Origin of the sequence: Pelagicoccus sp. SDUM812005 (assembly GCF_031127875.1) — a bacterium.
In the GTDB taxonomy this organism is placed as follows: domain Bacteria; phylum Verrucomicrobiota; class Verrucomicrobiia; order Opitutales; family Opitutaceae; genus Pelagicoccus.
This window is the reverse complement of the sequence record NZ_JARXIA010000021.1, coordinates 72,544-95,335: the sequence shown is the minus strand read 5'-3', so window position 1 is coordinate 95,335 and position 22,792 is coordinate 72,544. Positions and strand designations below refer to the sequence as shown.

Genomic DNA, 22,792 nt, shown 5'->3' with positions numbered 1-22,792 from the left:
TCGTTAGTTTTATGTCACTTGGCGGTTGCTCGTAAGGTCCACTCGCCGAAGGCGGCTTCGAAGAGAATGTAGTTTTCGTCTTCGCCAATGGGTGTAAGTCCTTTGAGTTTGCCGACAGGTTTGTCCTTCCAGACTCGCTTGTTGTTGGCGTGGATTTCTTTGATCTCGAAGTGCTTCTTTGGGATGCCGACGATGGCGGTGGTTCCTTCAGGAGAGAGGAGGTGGATACTGAAGGTCTTGTCCGACTTGTTGATGTCGACGTCGATGTCGCCTTTGACGGAGGGGACGCGCACTTGTAGGGAGTTTAGCGGTCCGAGCTGGGGTTTGACGTGGTAGGTTTCCCAGGCGGGATCCACGACGGCGACGCCGGCGATGTATTGGGAGAGGATTGTATTGGGGGCGTTCCAGCCGTGGTTGTAGGTGCCCATGCCTCCGGTTTTCCAGAATTCCCACAGGGTGGTGTAGGGGGCGTCGACCATGACTGTATAGCGTTTCCTCATACGCTGGAGGGAGGCTTCTTCTTCGCCCATTACGCAGAGGGCTTCGAGCACGTATTTTTCCATGTAGGGACTGGCGAATTCTTGTTCCTCGAGCACTTTTTTGATGGCGGGATATTTGTCCGGCGAGGCGAGACCGGAGAGCACTGCCATGGCGTTGGCTCGGTCGTCGGGGGCGTCTTGCGGCTTCTTGAAGTTACCGCTGTTGTAGGCGGTGCCGTTCCAAAGAGCATCGAAGTTGTCCTCGATGCTTTGCATGTTGCGGCGGTAGCCGGCGACGTCGGTTTCGTTACCGGAGAGCTTCGCCATTTCTACGGCTGCTTTTTGGGCGAGATAGTACCAGCAGTTCTGCAGGACCCCGAAGTCGGAGTTTTCGCCCCAGTCTACCCAGAACCACATGCCTTCGGAGCGTTGGACAACGAGACCGTCTTCGCCGAGCTCCCAGAGGCTCAAGTATCTTTTGACGGAGGGATAGGCGTCGCGGATAGTTTGGACGTCGCCGGTATTTAGATAGTAAGTCCAGAAGCCATACCAGCCGACGCTGTTGAGCATCTGGAGGGGTAGCTCTGATCGATTTTTCCCGGGGACTGGAGAGTAGAGCTGGCCATTTGGCTTTTGGAATTCGGCTAGGTTGTAGATCGCTTTTTTGACGAGGCGGTGAGACTGGAGGTCGAAGGTGTAGAATACTTCGCCGAGCTGATTGACGACATCGCCCCACCACTGCGCCCGCTCGCGGGTCGGGCAGTCGAAGAAGGTGTCGCGCATGTTGATGTAGAGGGTGCGACGAGCCATGGTCCAGAGCTTGTTGTAGAAGGGGTCGTCGGAGTGGAAGCTGCCGGTGAACTCGGTGGCGTATCCGGTTTCCCGGTACTTGAGTTCGAGGATTTCGACGCCTTCGGGGATGTTGTAGTGAACCTCGTGGCCGCTAAGCCAGGCGATGGCTTCGAACTCTTGGATACCATCGGTAGTGGTATAGACGCTGCGTGTGGCCCATTGGGGGCGCTTCTCTTGAATCCCGCCGTCTTGGTAGGCGTCGGTACGAATGTCGATGGTCTTGCCGGCGGCGGCTTTGACTTTGAGGTAGGGGATGATTTGGGCGTTGTAGGGGAGTTTGGCGACAATGGTTTCGCGGTTTCCGGTTTGGGGAAGTTCGGAATCGTTCTCGTAGGGGCGCAGGTCCGTGAGCATCCAGAGCGGGAGGGGGTTCTTGCGCAGTTCGCCCCATGGTTGAGCCCCGGCTGGGCCTTTTGCGACGGCGGGTTTCCAAGCGTTGGAGCGCGGGTAGTTTTTTTCGTTCCAGCCTTCGATTAGGTTATCGGCGGCGAAATAGTTTATGTTGTGCTCGGAGAGGCGGTAGTTTGGCTGCGGGTCCGCTGTCTTTTCGCGCGAATACGCTGGGTGGACGAGGGTGCGCCAGGAGGTGTCGCTTGCGAGAGAGTTATCGTCGAGCTGGGCAGAGAAGAAAAATCCGCCTTTGCCGCTGTCTACATGGGAGAATCCGGAGCGTCCCCAATACCAGACGAGGGCGGCAATGGAGTTTTGTCCTTCGACGAGGAAGGGGCGGATGTCGACTTCGTCGTAGTACGTTCCGTTGGGATGGGGGCCGCGTTTAGCGCTACCTTCGAAGATGACTTGTTCGCCGTTGATCCAGAGCCAGAACTTAGAGTCGGCGGCGACTTTGGCGACGGCGGAAGTGGGGATGGAGGCGAGATCGAATTCCTTGCGGAAGCAGCGCCAGGTGTTGTCGGGGCCGTCTTCGTCGCCCCAGATCCATTGGGCTTCTTGGGCGAAGCTGAAGAGCGTTAGGTTTAAAGCTAAGAGTAGTAGCGTGAAGGTTTTCATGCTTTTGTTTTTTTGCCCACGAAGGACACGAAGCAGCACCAAGTATTATTAAGAAAGCTGGGAGGCCTACTATCTTTCTTCGTGTTGATTCGTGCTCTTTGTGGGCAATTCACACAGGGTGATTATTGCGTTGAGAAAATCCAGTTGCCTGGCTGTAAAGTGTAGGTGATGCGGTCCTGGGTTTCGTTGATGAATTTTAGGCCGGGGAGTTCTGCGTTTTGTTGGACTTGGGTGCCATTGACGGTGATGGAGTTGTGGGGTGCAGCCGACTTGGGGAGCTTGAAGTGGGCTTGGGTTCCTTCAGGTATCGTTATTGTGAATACGGTTTTCCTATCGACTCTCTCCCAACCGAATTCGATGTTGCCGGCGACGCTGGGAACTTTTTGGTGGAGTTGCCTGATGTCGAGGAGCGTGGGGGTGATGGAGAATTCCTTCCATCCGGGGACGGTGGGTTCGATGCCGGCGATGCGGCGGGCGATGATAGCGTTGGGGGCGTTCCAGGCGTGATTGTAGCTGCCGCCGTTGGGGAACTTCTCGTAGAGTGTAGTGAGCCACTTGCGGTCGATTTGGCCGCGGTAGCGGGTGGCCATGCGTTCGACTGCGGCTTCGGGATATCCGGCGTCGAACATAGCGAGGTTGACCATCCATTCGTAGTGGGGACTGCAGTAGTGATTTGGAATGAGGACGTTCTTGACGACGGGCTCGAATCGTTCCGGTTCCGCGAGTCCAGTAAGGATGGCGAGCGCGTTGGCCCGGTCGTCCTGTAGGGTTTCAGGGTCGCTGCTGTAGTAGTTGCCTGTCCAATACGTCTGGTCGAAGGCAGCCTTGATGCTTAGGCCGCGGGTGGCGCACCAATCGGCGATTTCGGTGTCGCCCAGCTCTTCGGCCATCCTCTGGGTGGCTTGAAGGGCGGCGAAGTAGAGGGCAACTTGAATGACTGGCTTGTCCCAGGTATCCTTTTCTCCCCAGTCGATCCAGTCCCAGCGGTCGGGGCTGGTTCCTGGTAGGTATTTGGGGAGGCCGTTGTCGCCCATCTCCCATTTTTCTAGATAGGCGTGGATATAGGGCAGCGAAAATTCAAGAGTTTCGCGGTCACCGGTATTCAGATAGTATTCCCACACGCATTGGAAGACGAACTGCATGCTTTGGCCGGGTAGCTCGCGAAGGCGGAGCGGTCCAAGAGCGCCGAAAGTGCCGTCCTCACTGAAGAGGAAGGTGGAGCGGATAGCCCGCCGGAGAAGGGCGCGGCCGTCGTGGCCCATGACATAGAAGAGGTAGCTGGTTTGGTCGGCGACATCGCCGATCCACAGAGCCCGCTCTCGGTCGGGGCAGTCCATAAAGTTGTCGCGGGCGCAGACCATGAGGGTGTTGGCACCCATGTCCCAGAGCCGTTGCAGATCGGAGTCGGAAGTGCTGAGCGAGCCTTCGATTTCGCCGACGCTGAGCCAGCGGTACTTGAGGTCGTGAACGGTAATGCCAGCAGGGATTCTATAAATCACGTCATGCCCGCTCATCCAAGAATAGCTTTCGAAAGACTGTTTTCCAGGACGGGTTGTATAGAACGCATCGATACGATTGAGTCGGTTGTCGGTGGTGATCGTAATTGTTTCATCCGCGCGGTCGGACTCTATTTCGAAGTAAGGAGTTACCTGTTTATTGAAGGGAAGTTTGACGCGGATGTCTAAACCGTCGCTGACGAGGGGGAGCTGGAGATCGCCATGGTTGACGTATCGCATCAGGCCGTGGTCTTGGAGCGGAGGAATGTCGTCGCGAACCAGCTCGTGCCAAGGGGCGCCTGGGGCGGTTCCTTTTTCTGCTGCGACCGGCCATTGCTCGGCGTTGTATTTGTTATTGTACCATGCGTTTTCGGTCCAGTCTCCGAGGCTCTTGTTTGCATCGAAACCGATGTCGAATCCGATTACGTTGCGGTCGCGTTCGCCGGCCTGAGGGTCGTATGCCGGGTGTTGAAGCGCTTTCCAAGAGCGGTCGGAGATTACGGTTTGGCCGGCGAGGTCGAGCTGAAAGAACAGTCCGCCTTTGCCGGAATCGATGTGGTAGCCTTTGTGAGTTTCTCGTCCCCAATGCCAGACGAGGATGGCGACTAGGTTTTCGCCCTCTACAAGGTAAGGGGCAAGGTCGACCTCTTGGTACCAGGTGTTGCGTGGTTTTTCAGAGGCGGGCATTTCCTCGACAGGCTTAACGCGTTGCCATTCTCGAGCCATGGAAGGGGCTCCGGGGCGCCCTCCCTCGAAGCGTACAAGCTGGCCGTTGACCCAGAGCCAGAACTTGGTATCGACGGCGATGGAGGCATTCGCTTTCGAAGGTATCGTTTCGAGGTCGAATGTTTTACGAAAGGCGACCCAGCTGTTTTCAGTTTCGACATCTGCCCCCCAGATCCATTTGGCGCTCCATTCCGTCGCAAAGGCGGCTGGCAGCGTGACTGCAATTAGGAAGAAGGGAAGGAGCGGGGTCGGTAGTTTCATTTGATGCGTTAACGATAATTGGGGAAGTTCGAAGCGAAAGATTAGCCGAGCGGCTCGGTGGCTTATAGGAATTCTGTTCTGGACACGTCCAAAAATACCGCAGAGTCTGCCCTTCGATGCAGGGGAAGCGGGTAACGATTCGGGATATAGCGGAGCGGGCGGGCGTTTCGAAGTCGACGGTCGCCTATGCGTTGAAGAGCAGTTCTCAATGCGCTGAGGAGACGCGGAAACGTATTCAGAGGATCGCTACTGAGATGGGGTACGTCGCGAATCCCTTGGTAGCGGTTCATTTATCGAACGTTCGCCGTTCGGAGTCCAAGTCGGGCTACGTTGCGACCTTGGCCTATTTGTCAGATCGCCCGCTGAAACAGATGTTAGCGAAGGACTTCACGCACAAGGGCGCCTACGAAGGAGCGCGAGAGAGGGCGAACGAACTGGGTTATAAGTTGGAGCCTTTTTGCTACGAAGAAGCCAACCTGTCTTGGGATCGATTGAAGGGGATATTGCAAAGCCGGGGCATACACGGGGTCGTGATCGGTCCACACCGGGACTCGAAGGTGAGGCTTGGTATGGAATGGGAATGCTTTTCGACCGTTTTGATCGGCGATTCGATCGCGTATCCAAATTATCACAACGTCGGGTTCGACCATCTTGGTAACATGGAACTGATCTTTTCCCGTTTGCGTGGAAGCAAGGTAACTAGGATCGGATTGGCGATATCGGGATTTATTGATAATCGCGTGCGTTACCAGTTTCGTTCGGCCTTTGAGTTCTTTCGGGACGAACTCGAGTCCGCGACTCGGATCCCCGTTTTGGTTGCGGACCGCTGGGAACGCGATGTTTTTTTGAAGTGGTACAGCGAATACAAGCCAGAGGTGATCGTTACGGTTTACGACGACGTGAGGCGATGGCTGGGGTCCATCGGGGTTCAAGTTCCGAGGGATGTGGGTCTTGTCACGCCTGCGGTTATGGCGGATACTCTTGAGTATTCCGGGATCCACCTTCCCCTCACGACTCTCGGGAGGCTAGCCATAGATGCGGTGGCGGCACAGCTCTTTCGGAATGAAAAGGGGATCCCGGAGAGTCGTTGCGTAAGCTTGGTGGTTGGCGAAATGTGGGAAGGCAAGACTTTCAGGGGAGATTAGCAATCGGCTAGCAGCTCGGGCTGACTGGGGTAGCTTAAGTTTTCAAATTGTCCTGTCGTTGTGAATACGGACGCTGAACTACTGCGGCTGGTTGGTTAGGTTATTATAATGATTATTAGGATTAGTTCACAACTCGGGTCTGCGAGCGAAGCAGGTACTTTTTTCTGGGCAACGAAGAGGTCAGGATAGTCCATCTTTTTTATTTGGAAGGTCTATTCATATTGGAGTGGATTGCTGGTAGATTGGGGGTGTTCGCCGATCTTATGAGAATCGTACCATCGGCTGCATTCGGTATCTACCGAATATTCTATTGTTTATCGCCTAATCGATAGAACCTCCCCCCAAGAAAATAACCCCTCGTTTAACACCCCATGACTATCAGCTTTGCGATTCCAGGAGCGCCGCTGGGAACACTGTGTCCCTAGGTTTTATTCAGTATCGAGAGCGTAGGAATATCGGATTTCTGCAGGGATAGCTTTATCGGTCCTGTAGGGATTCCGTAGGCCTCTTTTGCGGGCGCTGCTAGTTCCTGAAGCGAGAGGGAATCGGGCATGGTTCTATAGTGGACGGTGAATTCAACACGCTAACCCCCCCCTAAAAACAAACCAATGACACGAAGAAAAAAATCTACCAGATCGGGTCTCCTTACGGCCTGGCTAATGCTTTCGATGGTGTTTGGAATTCACCCTGCGAGCTTCGCGGAGTCCGACTCGCCACCCCCAGTCGACGAGAATCTCGCGGCTGAAACAGCAAACGCGAGAAGCCCTGCTGAGCTGCTTAGCCCTACGCCCGGATGCAGGCTGGCCGGCATGATAGAAACCTTTTCCTGGACGGATTCGGCTAGCGTATATTGCATCGAGATCGGGACGGCTCCGGATCGTTCCGACATCCATAGTAGTGGAGTGGTCCGCAGCACGAGTTACACCTTTACCGATCTGCCCACCGATAGCTCGACTGTTTACGTTCGCCTCTCGACGGTGGTCAACGGAGGGTGGCATACGAATCTCTATTCGTTTACTGCAGCGGATGGCGATGGGATCGGGAATCGGGCGCCGCGGGCTGTGGTTACCGCTTCCTCCGAGCGTTCCAAGCGTTTCGCCATGGAGAATGTGGCCGATAGCGTCCTGGGCGAAATCAACCAGGGCGAATGGGCGAGCGCCGGCGAGGAAACGCCTTGGATACAGCTCGATTGGGAAGAAACGGTCTTCATCGATGACTTGGTGCTCTTCGATCGGGCTAACGTGAATGAAAATATCCTATCTGCCACTCTGTCGTTTAGCGATGGCAGTAGCATCGAACTTGGCCCTTTGCCGGCCGACGGTTCCGCGTATCCGGTGTCGATTGAGCGGCGCTCTGTCAGATGGGCGCGTATCCAGGTGAACAGCGGCGAAGGAGCGAACGTCGGACTTTCTGAAATCCAAGTCTTCAACCGATCCGGCGTCGATTTCGAAGTGGTGCCCGCCCAGATGATCAGCCCATCGGATGGCTCGACCTTGCCGATTGGGCCAGTGACTTTCGAATGGAATCAACCGCCTGCGAACGATGCGTTCGTTTTGCTCATCGGTACCGCTGGAGCCGAATCCGATGATATCCTGAACAGCGGACCGCTCTCTGGAACGACTTATACCTTCGAGGAAGGCGTTCCGCCGAATGGCCAAATGGTCACGGCCACGCTGATGAGCTACAGCGACGGGCTTGGCGAGTTCATCGAACCGATTCAGGTTTACGAATATCAAGCGGCCGTGCTGACTTCCGCGGAGCTGCTCAGCCCGACGCCGGGTTCGCAGTTCGATGAAGGACCGATCACGTTCACTTGGAACGGGCCTGCCGGGGTCGATGGTTTCGTGCTGAAAATCGGCCGCAACGGTCCCGGTTCGGCGGATATCCACACCAGTCCGAGATTGCAGGAGACCAGCTACACCTACGAGCCCGGTCTCTTGCCCACTGGCGAGCCGATCAACGTGACCTTAGAGAGCTACGACGATGAAACGATTTCTCTGGTCGAACCTGTTCGCTCGTACGACTTCACGGCGCCCGAGCCACCCGTTCCACCCATCGCTTTGACCTCCGCGTCGCTTCTCAGCCCAGAGGAAGGATCGCAGCTCCCCGCCGGTCCGATTACCTTCACCTGGAATCAGCCGGCAGGCGTCGATGCCTTCGTCTTGCAGGTCGGAACCGCGGCGATCGGAGCCGCTCGGCAAGACATCCATCGCAGCGAGCGTCTCGAGCAAACGACCTATACGCTCGCCGAAGGAGTGATTCCGGCGAACGGCGAGCCGATAACGGTGACGCTGAACAGCTATGACGACGAGACGCAGATGTTTGTCCTTCCTGCCCGCCAGTACGATTTCATCGCGCCGGCCTCGGAATCGACCCAACCCGTCCCGGCGGTTTTGCTCAGTCCCGAAGAGGGATCGGAGCTCGGGCCTGGTCCTGTCACTTTCACCTGGGATCAGCCAGTCGGGGTTGAGGCTTACATCCTGCAAATTGGTACCGGTGGGTTCCGTTCGCAGGATATCCATCGCAGCCCCCGTCTGGAGCAAAACTCCTACACTTACGAAGGAGGCATTCCCGCGACGGGCGAGCCGATCACGGTGACGTTGAACAGCTACGACGACGATACGCAATCGTTCGTCACCCCAGTGCCATCCTACACGTTCACTTCGGGCAAGCCTCGGGCGAATCTGATCAGCCCCACGGAAGGCGCTACCTTGAGCGGCACGACGCAGCGTTTCGAATGGGAGGCCTTGAGTCCGGATGTACAGAACGGCTACCAGCTCTGGGTGGGCACGGATGGCGTCGGCTCGGACAACATCGACCGTCAGTCGATCTACCGCACCTTGAACACGGCGCTGGTGGACGAAATTCCGCTCGATGGCAGCACCATCTATGTTCGCTTGCGTACGCTCAACCGCCCGACTGGAGAGTGGACCGAACGCGACTACACCTTCCAGGCCCTGGAGGGGCGTTCTTCGCTGGTGTCGGTCGTGACCGTCTTCGCCAACAATCGCGTACCGATCAATCCGCTCATCTACGGAGTCAACAACGACTGGCGCCGCACGACCGGGGAAAACCATACGATCTTCGAGGAGAAGCTCGACGATGTCGGCTATAACCTCATCCGCTATCCGGGCGGCTTCGAGTCAGAGTATTACCTGTGGGAAGCCGCGGGCGAGACTCCGGCCAACCGCACGCCGCGATGGAGCAACAAGCCCGCGGTACCGGGAGCTACGCCGGAGCAGGTCCTTGCGACTTCCAAGGCCCGCGGCGTCGAGCCCACCTTCGTCCTCCGTACTCGCGAGTATATTGAAGCGGTGAGAAGCGGCACATCGCGCGTCAACGACACCATGACGGTCACCGCCCAGCAAGCCTACCTTCTATTGATCGACGTGGCTACGAAAGTCGTGGAGACCTACAAGGACGACGTGAAGATCTGGGAAATTGGCAATGAGTGGTACAACTTCTTTGGCGACGACGCCCAGAACCAGGCCAGCTACGCCACCATTGCGGGAGCGATCGCACGGGCGGTCAAGACTGTCGATCCGACGGCCCAGACCTACATCGTAGCCGAGTGGGAAGAGCCGCAGCGAATGGCTAGCCTCCGCCAGCAGTTCGAAGCGGATGACAACTGGCAGTACGTCGACGGGCTCAACGTCCACATCTATGCGGGCGACGAAGATGAGAAGCATGGCTTCGACACGATCCTCCAGCGCATGGAGCAGCTGAAAACGGACTCCGGGAAGGACAAGCTCTACGTTTCCGAGTGGAATTCCTCCAAGGCCTACACAAGCGGCAAGATCTACATGCAAGGGGCCAACTTGCAGATCAAGCACACCTGGCTGATGCAGCGGGCGGGGATCGAGATCGGCGCCATCTGGCCTGTCCACCAGACGGCGATCACCGGCCTAGGCCTCGTGGAGGATTTCGTGGACTCGAGCAACAACGCGAATACCGGTTTCGGCGACATCTTCCCAAGCGGGACTGCCTTCAACTGGATGTCCACCTTCCTGGTGGGTGATGCGGTGCAAGTCACCGAACAGCGCGTCCTCGCCGCAGCCTCTCGCAATGGCAACGAGCTCGTAGTCTTCCTGCTGGGAGTGGGAGCCGGAGATCAGGACGTGCGCATAAACACTGCTGGATTCAACGCGACGAACGTCAAGATGGCCCAATTGATGTATCGCGACGTTGCCAACTCCAAGGGGGTGGCCTCCATCAAAGACATCACTGGTGAAGTGAGTCTGGTCGAAAGGACAAACGGGCTCAAGCAAGCGCGCGTTCGCATCAATCCAGGCACCGACGGACGTGGATCCGATTCGGAGATAATCATGCTCCTGCTAGAAGGCGACTTTACTAATCCCTAAAGGCGGCTGAAAAATATTGTCGAGGCGGCGGACTTTCGAGTTCGCCGCCTTTTTTTTTTGGTTCATCAGCCTATGCGGGAAAAGCTCTCAGCGGGTGCGAGGCTGTCGAGGCGTAGGGCTGATGGCATGACGGTCGTATCCTCGTACGAAGACTATTTGTCGCCACGCCGCCAGGCAGAAGGGACTTGCGGCATGCCGCAAGCGGCAGCCCTACTAGTGAGCTTGATGTTTTTCCCGAGCAGCAGTTTCCACTTCTTTTGGTGATGAACCTTTTTTGGGGGGAGCCACCACTTTGCGGGGAGACGCTCTCGAGTGTAGGGCTGGCGCTCGCTCCACGCCGCTATGCAGGATATTAGAGCTGGGATCTGCGGCAGGTCGGAAGCAGCCTTTGCTCTTTGAGCTTCGTCTCCCACGGTGACGGCCTTACAGGTAAACGGCAATCCCGCCGCTTTTGGTGATGAACATCTATTTTTATTGGGGGCTTTGGGGATGAGGGGAGATTAAGAGTAACTTCGTTTGTCTGGGAAGATAACGTTTTAGCTTAGATTCAATCGATGCGTGACGCTTTGAACTGTCGGCGCTGCATGGATACGACCTTCGATTTGGTAGTTGCCGGATCCCAATTCCAGCGTCTGAGGGTAGTGGGTACCTAGGACTTTTCTTTCCGCTCGCTCAATCGGTTGCTGATCAAGTGTGACTTCTACGATCGCATTGGGAATGACAAGGGTAGCGCTCGTATTGGCTGGGACTTCGATTTTCCAACTGAAGGCTTGTTCCGCGATTCGCCACGAACTCCGAGCCTTGCCGTAGGGCGTTTCGATACTGGCCGAGGCAGAGTCGAGCAGGCCGACAGCCTGCGGCATGAAGATGAGCTTTTTGAAGCCCACTTCGCTAGGATCGGTCTGTACGCCGCCGATCGCGTTGTAGAACCAATGGTGGAAGCTGGACTGGAAGGGGTGGCTGAGGGACTTTGATGTCGTTATTTTGATGGGATCCCAGCGGCTCATGTTTTCCCAGATGGTGGTTGCTCCCTGGGAGAACATGTATCGGTAGCTTGGGTACGTTTCCTTTTCGAACATTCTCCAAGCGACGTCGGCGTGCCCGTAGTTGCTGAGGGCGTGGTAGAGGAATCCGGCTCCATGGGCGCCGACGTTGAAGTGTCCGTCGTTGCCGTGCACGATTTCTTCGGCGAGGCGGTCCGCCACAGCCTGGCGATTCTCTGGATCGACAACGCCATAGATGAGGGCGAGGGCGTTTTCTGCCTGGCTGCCGAAGGTCATGGCCCGGGCGTGGAAGTAGGTGGCGTTGATCGTTTGGCGAATACGTTCGGCTCGCTTTTCGAAGGTGTCGACGAGGCGAGGGGATTTGTCCAGTTTCCGCGCGAGCATGGCCATGGACTTGACTGCGAAGTAGTAGTGCATGGCGGCGGTAGTCGCTGGGTGGGAGTTGAAGGGACTGCCGTCGACGCGGGTGAAGGAGAGCTCGAGGGTGGCTGGTTGGTCGCACCAGTCGCCGAGGGATCCGGTGGGGATGCCGCTTGGGTATTTTTCGTGAGCGAAGTCCAGGTAGCGCAGCATGTGGTCCCAATGCTCTTCCACGATGCGGAGATCGCCGGTGTAGTGGTATTTCCACCACGGTAGGAGTATGGTGCAGATGCCCCAGTCGAAGGCTTCGAACATGCCGTTGCGGCGGCCGGGCGCGATGTTGCCCGGCAAGCCGCCCAGAAGCTCGGAGGAACTGCGGATGTCTTCGATGTACTTGCCGATGCTGGGGCCGATGTCCCAGTTGTGGTAGACCATTTCGGCGGTGTTGTAGGCATCGAGCCAACCGCATTTTTCGCGGTGCGGGCAATCGGCGGGCAGTCCGACGAAATTCGCCTCGTAGGTCCAGAGGATGGTCTCGTGGAGTTTGTTGAGGAAGGAGTCCGAGCATTCGAAGGAGCCGGTTCGCTTAAAGTCGGTGCGGACCTGGTAGCCGACGATGTCATCGAGTTCAGGCTTTTGGGGAAGGCCTACGATCTCGATGTATTGAAAGCCGTGATACGTGAAGCGAGGCTCGTAGGTTTCGCGGCCTTGGCCGTTGGTGATGTAGCGATCCCACTGGTAGGCTCCGACGGCGCGGCGTCCCATGGTGTCCCAGTCTAGCTTGTTTTCGGGAGTGAGAATCTCTGAATAGGTGAGGTCGACAACGGCGCCTCGCGGGGCTTCTAGGGCGAGGGAAACCCAACCGGCAAAATTGATCCCCATGTCAACGACGTAGGTGCCGGGGGTGGTTTCAATAATGGATTTAGGCGCGAGTCGGTCGACTTTTCGAGTGGGCGGTAGGAGCTGCGCCTCTAGGCGTTGGGGGAGAGGTTGCTCCGAGTCCGGGCCCGCGACGGGACCCCACTGCAAGTCGCTCTCGGTGATTCGGGCGTCGTAGACTTCGCCGGTGTAGAGATTGGCCTTGAGGACTTGGCTGGAGGCTGCTTGCCAGTGGGAGTCGGTGACGATGGTTTCGCGCGTTCCGTCGCAGTATTCGATTTCCAACTGGGCGAGGGCGAGTGGTTTGCCGTAGCGGAAATGTGTATCGAAGAAACCGTGGCTTTGTCCGTACCATCCTTCGGCAAGGTGGATGCGCAGCTCGTGTTCGCCCTCGTGGAGGCGGTCGTCGAGGATGTCTATGGTATAGAGAGCTCGAAGTTCGTAGTCGGTCTGGGCGGGGTCGAGCACGCGGTCGTTGAGTTTGTATCCATTCAGGTGTAGCTCCGCGTATCCGAGGTTTGCAGCATAGAGTCGGGCTTTGTGTACGGGCTTGCTTATGCTGAAGCGGCGACGTAGCCAGGCGGCGGGCTGCGCTGACTCCACGGTTTGGATACGCTCGACCCTTTTCTCGATCGCAATTTCATCGAGCTTGCGTTCCCGCTCGTAGCCGCCGTCGGTAGTCGGCCGGTATACCACCTTTTCGCACCAATCGAGAACGATCGGATCCTGGCTAGGGGGGAGTTTTGCGGCGTTGATCCAAGAGGCGCTCCAGTCGGAGGCGTCCAGAAGCCCCATCTCCCAAGACGATATTTCGGAGGTGGCATGCTGTCCATGGTTGTCCCAGACGGTGACTCGCCAGTACGCGATGTGCCGAGATGTTAAAGATGCGCCGTCGTAGGGAACGAGGTGGGAGGTATCGCTAGAGACTTTTCCGCTGTCCCAAAGGTCGGCTTCCTTTGCGGCTAGATGAGCTGCCGAGCGGGCCACTTCGATTCGATAGGCGGTTTGCTGGGTCTCGCGTTGGTCGGACTCGAGTTTCCAACTCAGGCGTGGCGAAGAGCTTTGGATGCCGATGGGTTGGCTGAGGAATTCGCAGCGAAGATCGTAGAGGGCAAGGGTCATGTGTTAGGGTGTGTGGGCGTGCGGAATGTATTAGGGGAACGCGAAATCCGTTTTCGAAAAGCGGTGCGGGAGGTATGCGGTAAGGTTTGGGATAGGGGGTTCTCGTCTTGGTAAGAAGATCGATTTTATTGATACGTATGGAAGGCTGTTGGAGCCGATGCAGGCGCAGCTTTCTTGTTAGCGGAGGTGGAGGGCTAGATGAGAGCTGCTTTAGGGGAGATGTTATATGCAAAAGCGCATCACGGTATCGGTGTCGTCCGGGGAGTATGTATCAGGTCAGCTTGCTGGACGGACTCGCTTGGCCAAACTTCACACAGCTGAGGCTATTCTTAACCGCTTTTTGGTGGAAGCGCGGTTGCAGGTGTCTTCCTTGGATGCAAAAGTACAAAGATTAAGGACAGCGTCCATTGTTTGAGGTGGGGGGATTGAGGTATAGTGGAGAAGTTAGATTTCCCCCACTACCCCTTCAAAATCTTCCCGGGTTCCGTAGCGAACTCGCAATGGTTACAGCATGCGTCGACGTGTTGTCATGGTGGCTCTTTGTCTGGGACGGAGGAGTTCTAGCGACAGCGTTTTAAGTCGATGCGGCCTTTCGCGCATCAAGTTTTCGTACGAGACCCTGACCTGCTCTCAGGCTCGGACGCCCCGATCAAACCAAACCCAAAATCTATGAACATACCTACACGAATCAGGCGAGGCTCGTCGCTTGTTTTAGCCGCAACTTTGGCAGGTGGATACGCCTATGCCCAAGAGAGCGATTCCGAGGAGGAAATATTTGAGCTTTCTCCTTTTGAGGTTTCATCGTCGGATGACGTTGGTTACCGCGCCAATTCGACCTTGGCCGGTTCCCGTCTGAATACCCAGCTTAAGGACGTCGCAGCCTCCGTATCCGTGCTGACCTCCGAGTTTCTCGACGATGTGGGAGCCACGGATATCGAGACTGCGTTTTCCTACGTTGCGGGCGTAGAGACGGCCCTGAATACGGACACCTCCGAGAGAGGACCGTCCGGCGAGCTGGAGGACAGCAGCGTCAATACCCAGCCCGGCAACAATCGCGTTCGTGGTCTAGCTCGGGCCAGCTTGACGCGGGACTTCTTCGAAACGGGCAACGGAAACCTGGATCGCTACAACGTCGACCGCATCGCTTTGGTGCGCGGGCCGAACTCCATTCTGTTCGGTCTCGGCAGTCCTGCAGGTATCATCAATTACACTACGAAGAAGGCTACTGTCGGAAAGGACATCAACGAAATTTCTTTGATGGTGGACAGTTTCGGCACGCGCCGAGCCAGCTTCGACTTTAACCGAGCGATTGGCGAGAAGTTCGCGATCCGCTTGATGAAGTTGGACGAGAATACGAAGAGCCAGTACGATACCTCCTTTGACCGGGACGATCGTTTGACGGTATCCTTGCTAGCCAAGCCGTTTAAGGGCACCAGCCTTCGCTACAATTTCGAGATGACGGACAATGACGCTCGCCGTCCGAACTACTCGTTGCCGATCGACAACATCTCGCACTGGATTGCCGAAGGAAGGCCCACATGGGATATCCGCGAACCCGAAAACCAAGGCGTATTCCCGGCAACGAATTTCCCGGGAGGCCCATCGGGCAGCACCAATCCGGCGTCACCGGCGACTTTGAACGGCGGCGTTGAGGAAATCAACAGCCCGTTCCCCTTCACCAACATCCAGTTCTTCCTGCCGGGTAGCGATGATCCTACGGTTCCTTTCATCACGACCAAGGGAGCGGTCGGTTTCCGCGACCTCGATGAAAACGGGAACTACAAGAACATCAACCTCGTGGCGGACGAGTCGCGTCGCGTATTGGCTCGCAGCCGCAGCGCCTTCGACCAAGTCGACAACTTCATCAACACCAGCGTCACGGACCCGCGGATCTTTCCGATCTACGACATCAACCTCGCGGCCTTGCCAGGTAACAGCCAGAAGCGCGAGAGCGAAACCCATCACGTGACCTGGACTCAGAAAGTAACGGAAAACTTCCACTTCGAGCTGTCCGCGTTCAAGGACAACACGGAGAACGTTAACGTTTCTCGCTTCAACGGAGCGGACCGCGCGGTATCGATCGATCTTAATCCGGTCCTGCTTGACGGAGTTACGGAGAACCCCGGTTACCTTCGTCCTTACATCTCGGGTCGCGGCGGCAAGAACGAAAGCGAAGACGATCGCGAAGCCTACCGTTTCTCCACCGCCTACGATCTCGATTTCACGGAGATTGGCGACAAGCTAGGTTTCCTCGGCCGCCACGTCTTCTCCGGCTCGCTTTTCGATAGCAGAACGACGAATACAAGCTTCGGCGCCAGCCCTAGCTCCTTCAATTCCGATGACGTTTTGTCCTTCGGCCTCAACCGTTCCATCTACGGCAGTTGGGTATTCCAGAACTGGTACCTGGGCGACCCCTTCACGCCGGACCAAGAGTACCCGAACTACACCACTTACACTACGCAAGACATCGACCCGAGCACTCCGATTCGCGTCTACCGCCCAGAAAACGGCGCCACGATTAACGATCCCTTGATCTGGGGCTTTTCGCCTCCTACTCCGACCGAGACGACCTACAGCCGCGCTTCTTGGAGCGACCTCGACACCGAGGGCAAGGGGATCACTTGGCAAGGTTACTTGTGGAACAACAAGATCGTGACGACGCTCGGCTTCCGCGAAGATACCGTGAGCTCGCGTGCAGCGAACCAGGACCGAGACGAGTTCACCAGCTTGGTCGACCCCAGCAACTCCGAGGTTTGGGGGCCTGCGATCCACGAACGCGAAGCGCTCGCTCGCGACCTCGATCCCAACGCGTCGATTACCGGTTCGACCAGTTCGAAGGGGATCGTATTCCACGCCTTCGATTGGCTCTCCTTCCATTATAACGAGTCCAACAACTTCGAGGTCGGCGCCCTGCGCGTTTATCCAACGCTCGATCCGATCCCGAATCCTTCCGGAGTGGGCGAGGACGTCGGCATCGTGATGCGCCTTATGGAGAACAAGCTTGAAGTTAAGCTCAACCGCTTCGAGTCCTCCCAGAAGAACGTATCCGGCCGCGGTACCCTCGCCAATACGGCACGTTTCGGCGTCAACACCTACGAGCGCTTCGCTTGGGCGACCATTCGTAACTTCCGTAACAACCGCGTTCGCGACTACGGCAACGGTCGCTACATGGAGCTCGATGGCGTACGCCTCAGCCAGCAGGAAATGGAAGACTTCTTCCGCTACGCATGGTACGATCCGGATGCTCCGGACAAGATCGGTCCCAACACGGAAGCCCGCTACTTCGCTCCGGTGAACTCCGATGATACGGTCGACGTGGACGCCACAGGCTACGAGCTGGAGCTTACCTACAATCCCACCAAGAACTGGCGCATCGCCTTCAACGGGACCAAGGTGCAAACCATCCAGGACAACATTGGCCCAGGCTTCAACGAGTACGTCGAGGCTCGTATTCCCATCTGGAATAAAACGTGGATCCCATGGAGCCTGCATAATGCAGACGGCTCGGTTATCCGCGAGGAACCAGGTATCCGCTTTCAGGATCGCTCCATCCGAAACTACATGATCGATGAGTTCACCAACCGTATCGTAGCCGCTCAGAACACGGCAGCCGCGGGCGAAGGCCGCATCAATGTAGGACAATCTGAATACGCTGCGAACCTCGTAACGAACTACAGCTTCACCGATGGTCGATTCAAGGGACTTTCGATCGGCGCCAACGCTCGTTGGCGTGAAGGCAACGCTCTCGGCTATCCGATCATCCAGACGGAAAACGGACCGGCCTCCGACCTGGAGAATCCCTTCATCGGCGATTCTACGCTGAACGTCGGCGTCAATGCGACCTTCCGCAAGAAGATCCTGGACGACAGCGTCACTTGGATCTCGCGCTTGCAGGTCAACAATTTGGTTGGCGACGACGATATCGAGCTGAGCGCCATCAATCCCGACGGTACCCCGGCCGCTTACCGCGCGGGCCGCGAAAGCTTCGTCCAGTGGACGAACACCTTCAAGTTCTAGTCTAGAACCCAATTCGCTGAAGGGCTGCGTTTTTCCAGTCCTTCAGCCTTACATTCAAACAGCCCTATCGCTTTCGAGCGATAGGGCTGTATAAGTTTAGGGATCGAGTCGCTAAGATTTGGATACATTGGTCTGCCTGAGGCGCCTACCGAGTTGCGGCGCCATATGTATTGAGCGATTTCGGGGGCGCTTTCGTAAGACTGGCGTGGACATGCGGGCCGGGAGCTAGGATTCTTCCAGAGCGCTTCGAATTGGGGCGTCCCGCAGAGCTGGACGCGTTCGGCAGCCGACTTAACCCATTGCCCTATGTTTACGTATTCTATGGATCGAAATTCCTTGTCTAACAAAACCGAATCCAAGCGAACCTGCAAAGGAGTCGCTTTGCTCGGTGTCGCTAGCTGCCTCGCTTTGGCTGCCTGCTCGGAGAAGGCGTCGCCCCCAGTGGCCCAGGAGGGAGAGCGGGTCGACCACTTCGCTGACAACGCATGGGGCAATCCGCTGGCTGTGGTGCAGCATCCGGCCGGCGAGCATGTGAATGGGGTAACCTACGTTTCCTACCAAGGCCCCTTGGAGGATCCGTACGTGGCGGCCTACGACCACAAGTCCGATCGCTGGACGGGTCCCTTCAAGGCAGGCGTGAGCGCCATGGGGAAGGACCCGAATCGAACGAAGAAGATCGACAACCACGGCAAGCCGACGCTCATCGTCGATGACGAGGGTTATATCCACGTCTTCTACGGAGGCCATGGCGGTACTCCCGAAGCGCATGGCGACAACCCGCTGGGCAACCATCATTATGGCGAGAACAAGCATGCCGTATCCAAACGGCCTTACGATATAACGGAGTGGGAAGATTTGGATACGATCCCACCGTTCGGCACCTACAACCAAGCGGTTAAGATGGACAATGGCGACATTTACCTCTTCTACCGGCACGGAGCTCACCGCAGCGATTGGGTGTATCATAAATCCACCGACAATGGGCGCAGCTTTGGCCCGGCGGTATCCTTTCTCAAGCACAAGCGCCGCGACGACCTGAAGGCAGTCGACAGCTGGTACGCCTGGGTGGGGCGAGGCGAGGGCGACGATATCATTGTCAGCTACGACTACCATCTTTGCTGGGATGGTGGAGCTGGAGTGAACGGCCGCGGCCACACCACGGAACGCCACGACGTCTATTACATGGTTTTCAATACGAAGACGGGCGTTTGGACCAATGTGGAGGGCGAGGAGTTGGAGATGCCGATCACTCGCGAGTACGCGGACGAGAAGACTTTGGCGGCCCGCACGGGCGAGCGCTGGACGTTTAACGGAACGGTGCATCTCGATTCGAAGGGCTATCCGCACATCGGCATGAACATCGGCGAGGACTTAGGCCTGAAGACTGGTGGCCCCAAGCGCACCAGCCACTATCGCTGGACGGGCGAACAGTGGCTAGGCGGCGAGCCGGTGGCAGACATCGCTCCCAGCGTAGACTCGCGAGGCGACTTCCTGGTCGAATCGCCTCAGGAGGTTCGCTACTTGCTGGCCTACAGGGAAGAGGGCGTCGGAGTGGTGGCTTGGTGGAACAGCGAGGACGGTGGCAAATCCTTTGGCAAGGGCGCCGAGGTATTGCGTCGCGAGAAGGCCGGCTGGGCGATCACCTCAATCATCCGAAATTCGATCCCGGAAGCCCGCGCCCTCGTGGCCGAGAAGCAGCCCGGATCCGATTGGCACCGCGTCTACTTGCTGGGCGACGAAGGCCCTGTGTCTCGTTTGAAGAGCGAAGCCCAGCAATTGCAGGAGTAAAGCTTCGCTTCCGCCTTAGTCAGGAATCGTGAATTGGATCGTGTAGTGGCCTGAGGAAAGTTCGAAGGAGGCCTCGTGGGTGGTTTGGCCTTGGATGGTAACGCCCTCGCTTAATGGCGGGAGTTTGACCGCGGCGACCGAGTTTGCGGGGATGGCGATCTTCCAGGCAACTTGGGAGCCCTGCTTCTTCCACGCGCTTTTAACGGTTCCGTAGGGCGTCTCTTTTTCGGCATCCACCCAGTCGAGCGTCTCTGGGAAGTAAGGCTGCAGGAGTAGCTTGCGGGAGCCCGGTACTTCGGGATGGATACGAATGCCTGCGAGGTAGTTGAGCATCCACGCGGTCGGATGGTTCATGGCGTGGTGGTCGAGCGAGTGGTTGAGCTGGCGCTTCCGATTGTCGCTGCGGTAGCGCTCGAAGATGGTGGTGGCATCGTAGTCGCGGATGCTCTGGGCAATGCCGGGATAGTCGGGATTGCGCAGCATTTCGAGGGCGAGGTCGACGTGTCCGTGCTCGGTAAGCTCAGGATAAATGAAGTAGGACATGAAACCGCCGTCGAACTTCTTGCCGTTGTCCTGATAGGTTTGGGCAAGGGTGGCGGCGAGGGCAGATTGCTCGTCCTCTGGAAAAACGTCGAAAGCGAGGGCTAGGCTGTCGTGGGTGCCGTTGCCGAAGGTGCGGGTTTCCGGGTCGTAGTAGTTTTCGATAATTGATTTCCGGATACGCTCCGCGAGATCGCGGCTCCATGCGGCGTCTTCCGTCTTGCCAAGGACCTCAGCGAAAACGGCGAAGCGTTTGGCGGCGGCGAAAAAGTTGAGCCCGGCGATCAATTGGCTGTCGGCGGGAACGCGGTCGATGCCGATCGGTGCCGCGTGGTCGCCGTAGCGGTGGATGTTGGGCATGAGCTTGGTGGAGTCGCCTTCCGTGAAGCGGAGGAAGGTGAGCATGACGTCGTAGTGCGTCTCCACCGTTTGGATATCTCCGTTGATCTGGTAGTTTCTCCAGGCAAGGAAGAGAGGGGAGACCGACCAGGTAAAGTCGAGGGTGAGGTCGGTGTGGCGGCTGCCTACGCCGATGCGGCCTGGGATGCCGCGCTTGTCGAAAGGAGGGGTATAGAAGAGGTTTACCTGTTGGCGATAGAAGGATGCGGAATCCAGGGTGTAGAAACCGGTCGCCCAAGAGGAGTGCAGGTCTCCGCCCCAGAGGCATTTCTCGCGGTGCGGGCAGTCCTCCAGGATGGAGTGCATGTTGTTGTGATGGGTTTGAATGCCCATCTGGAAGATGCGGTCGAGCAAAGGATCGGAGGAGCGGAAGCTTGCGGTTACAGGAGCGTCGGTGTTGACGACGAGACCTTTTATTTGTCCCGGTTTAGGAGCGGAGCTCAGGCCGTGAACTTCGGCGTAGCGGAAACCGTGGTAGCTGAAGAACGGACGCCAGCTGTGCGGTTTTCCGTCTGCGATGATCTGGTGGTGCTGCGGGGCGGCGTGACAGCTTTGGAAGGATCCGGGGGCGTTATCGAGGTGTTTTCCGTCCTCGGTGAGTATTTCGGAGCAGCGTATCCGAATTATGGTGTCGGCAGCTTCGTCGATCTTCATGCCGATCCAGCCGCTGATGTTTTGACCCAGGTCGACGATCCAGGTCTTTTCGCCGATTTGCCAGGTGTCGATCGGTTCGATTTCGCGTACGATGCGGATGGGCGGAAAGTCTTGGGCGACGAGTTTGGGCGATAGCGGCGCGACTTCCTGGGTTGCTTGCCAGCCTGCAGGGTACCCCGGCTTTTCCCATTCCGCGTGCCACTTGCGGTAATCGATGTGGTCGCCAAGAAAGAGGTTGGAGAGAGTGAGCCCGGAAGGCTTCCATCGCCAGCTTTGGTCGGAGACTACGGTTTCGCTGGTTCCATCGGCGTATCGGATATCCAGATACGCCCTAAGGCCTGGCTTGCCGTAGACGTGGCGATCCTTGGAGAACATGCGGTCGTTGTTGAACCAACCGTCGCCCAAGAGGACGGAGAGGGCGTTGGTTCCTGCCTGGAGGTGCTCGGCAACGTCCCAGGCCTGGTAGTGGGCGATATTTGGGTAGTCGGTCTGGCCGGGATCGAGGACGTGGTCGCCTACCTTTTTGCCGTTGAGGTAAGGTTCGCTGTAGCCTAAGCCGCAGAGGTACAGGCGAGCCGCCGCGACTTCCTTTTTCAGTTCGAAGTCCTTCTTGTACCACGCAGCCTCGAGTGGGGCGCGAGGGGAGATCTTCGCTTCTCCGTAGGGGGATTCTCCATACACGGCGAGAGCTTCGACCGGTTTTTCCTTGTCGCCGACCTTGCTTGACCAGTCCTTGCTGCTTTGGATGAGCTGTTCGCTGCCGTCGGCGAAAACGACCTGCATGCCGAAGGAAACTGGGGTTGCGGTATCCGCGCCCTTCAGGGTGATGGAAACGGTGTTTTGCTCGCGCATGAAAAAGCCGAAATCCTCGTAGTAGACGCTAGGCGGGCCTTCCGTAAAGCTGGCTCCCCTTTGTCCGTTGAGGTTCAGCTCGGAGGTTCCGCTGCTTGGGTAGTTCCACCAGGCTCCGGCGTAGACGACGTGTTTGTCAGGCAGTTCGAAGTGGTAGGAGTAGGTGATGGAGTCGGCCGTTTGCGGTGCTGCGGAAGCGGCGATCCAGTCGCCCATTACGTCGAAGGGGGCGTATTCGTTTTGTTGTTCGCGGGAGCAGGAGATCCAGCGAGCCCCTTGCCAGTCGCTGTCTTGATGGAGTCCGCCTTCGAACCAAGAGGGTTCGCTCCAAGGCGAGGTGACGCCCTTTTCGTCCTGAATGCGGACCTGCCAATAGATCCGTTGCTTCGATGCGAAGGGCTTGCCTGCGTATTCAATTCCTGTAGACGAGGAACTACGCGTCCATCCGCTATCCCAGAGTTCGGCCGCGGCGAGCTGCTCAAGCGTCGAGGCGGCTCGGATTTGGAAGGCGCTTTGGCTAAGTCCTTGGCGTTCTCCCTCGAGTCGCCAGGACAAAACTGGATCCGGCCTGTCCACTGCGAGGGGGGCGCTGCGGTAGTCGCACTTGAGTTCGACGAGTTTGATTTCACTCGAAAATGCGGCAAGGCAAGCGCTTAGAAGCGCAGCCAGAGTGAAGGTCTTCAGGACTGTGAGTCTCATGTTTCGGAAAAGGGGATGTTGCTGCCCTGGAGCTCAGCCTTGCCTGGGATACGGGCATTGGGAGGTAATCTCTTGATTCCGTGAGAGATACACGCAGCAGGCAAGGTACGGGGCTTAGGATTTCCGTGTATAAGAGCAGGGCGGGCCCCG

General features: G+C 57.2%; 8 protein-coding genes. 4 read left to right on the top strand and 4 right to left on the bottom strand.

All coding sequences use genetic code 11. The annotated features are described in order from the left end of the window. Positions 1-14 precede the first annotated feature (14 nt). Both QEH57_RS20865 and QEH57_RS20860 read right to left on the bottom strand, forming a co-directional pair. Positions 15-2,339 carry an alpha-L-rhamnosidase C-terminal domain-containing protein gene (locus QEH57_RS20865; RefSeq protein ID WP_309008727.1) on the bottom strand — a complete coding sequence of 775 codons (2,325 nt, stop codon included), beginning with the start codon at positions 2,337-2,339 and terminating at the stop codon, positions 15-17. A 122-nt stretch (positions 2,340-2,461) separates the two neighbouring features. Next, positions 2,462-4,822 carry an alpha-L-rhamnosidase C-terminal domain-containing protein gene (locus QEH57_RS20860; protein WP_309008726.1) on the bottom strand — a complete coding sequence of 787 codons (2,361 nt, stop codon included), beginning with the start codon at positions 4,820-4,822 and terminating at the stop codon, positions 2,462-2,464. A 116-nt stretch (positions 4,823-4,938) separates the two neighbouring features. Between QEH57_RS20860 and QEH57_RS20855 the strand changes: the two genes are divergently transcribed. Continuing rightward, positions 4,939-5,967: a LacI family DNA-binding transcriptional regulator gene (locus tag QEH57_RS20855; protein WP_309008725.1), complete on the top strand. Its 1,029-nt coding sequence runs from the start codon at positions 4,939-4,941 to the stop codon at positions 5,965-5,967. A gap of 809 nt (positions 5,968-6,776) precedes the next feature. Further along, complete coding sequence (locus QEH57_RS20850; protein ID WP_309008723.1) at positions 6,777-10,328, top strand: hypothetical protein; 3,552 nt, start codon at positions 6,777-6,779, stop codon at positions 10,326-10,328. 536 nt (positions 10,329-10,864) lie between these two features. Here the strand turns inward: QEH57_RS20850 and QEH57_RS20845 are convergent. Next, positions 10,865-13,693: a family 78 glycoside hydrolase catalytic domain gene (locus tag QEH57_RS20845; protein WP_309008722.1), complete on the bottom strand. Its 2,829-nt coding sequence runs from the start codon at positions 13,691-13,693 to the stop codon at positions 10,865-10,867. Positions 13,694-14,362: 669 nt separating this feature from the next. Between QEH57_RS20845 and QEH57_RS20840 the strand changes: the two genes are divergently transcribed. After that, positions 14,363-17,710, top strand: coding sequence for a TonB-dependent receptor plug domain-containing protein (locus QEH57_RS20840; protein WP_309008721.1), 3,348 nt, complete (start codon positions 14,363-14,365; stop codon positions 17,708-17,710). Between the two features lie 336 nt (positions 17,711-18,046). Then, positions 18,047-19,498 carry a BNR-4 repeat-containing protein gene (locus QEH57_RS20835; RefSeq protein WP_309008720.1) on the top strand — a complete coding sequence of 484 codons (1,452 nt, stop codon included), beginning with the start codon at positions 18,047-18,049 and terminating at the stop codon, positions 19,496-19,498. A gap of 15 nt (positions 19,499-19,513) precedes the next feature. On the opposite strand, the gene QEH57_RS20830 is transcribed toward QEH57_RS20835, so the two are convergent. Continuing rightward, positions 19,514-22,642 carry a family 78 glycoside hydrolase catalytic domain gene (locus tag QEH57_RS20830; RefSeq protein WP_309008719.1) on the bottom strand — a complete coding sequence of 1,043 codons (3,129 nt, stop codon included), beginning with the start codon at positions 22,640-22,642 and terminating at the stop codon, positions 19,514-19,516. Positions 22,643-22,792 lie beyond the last annotated feature (150 nt).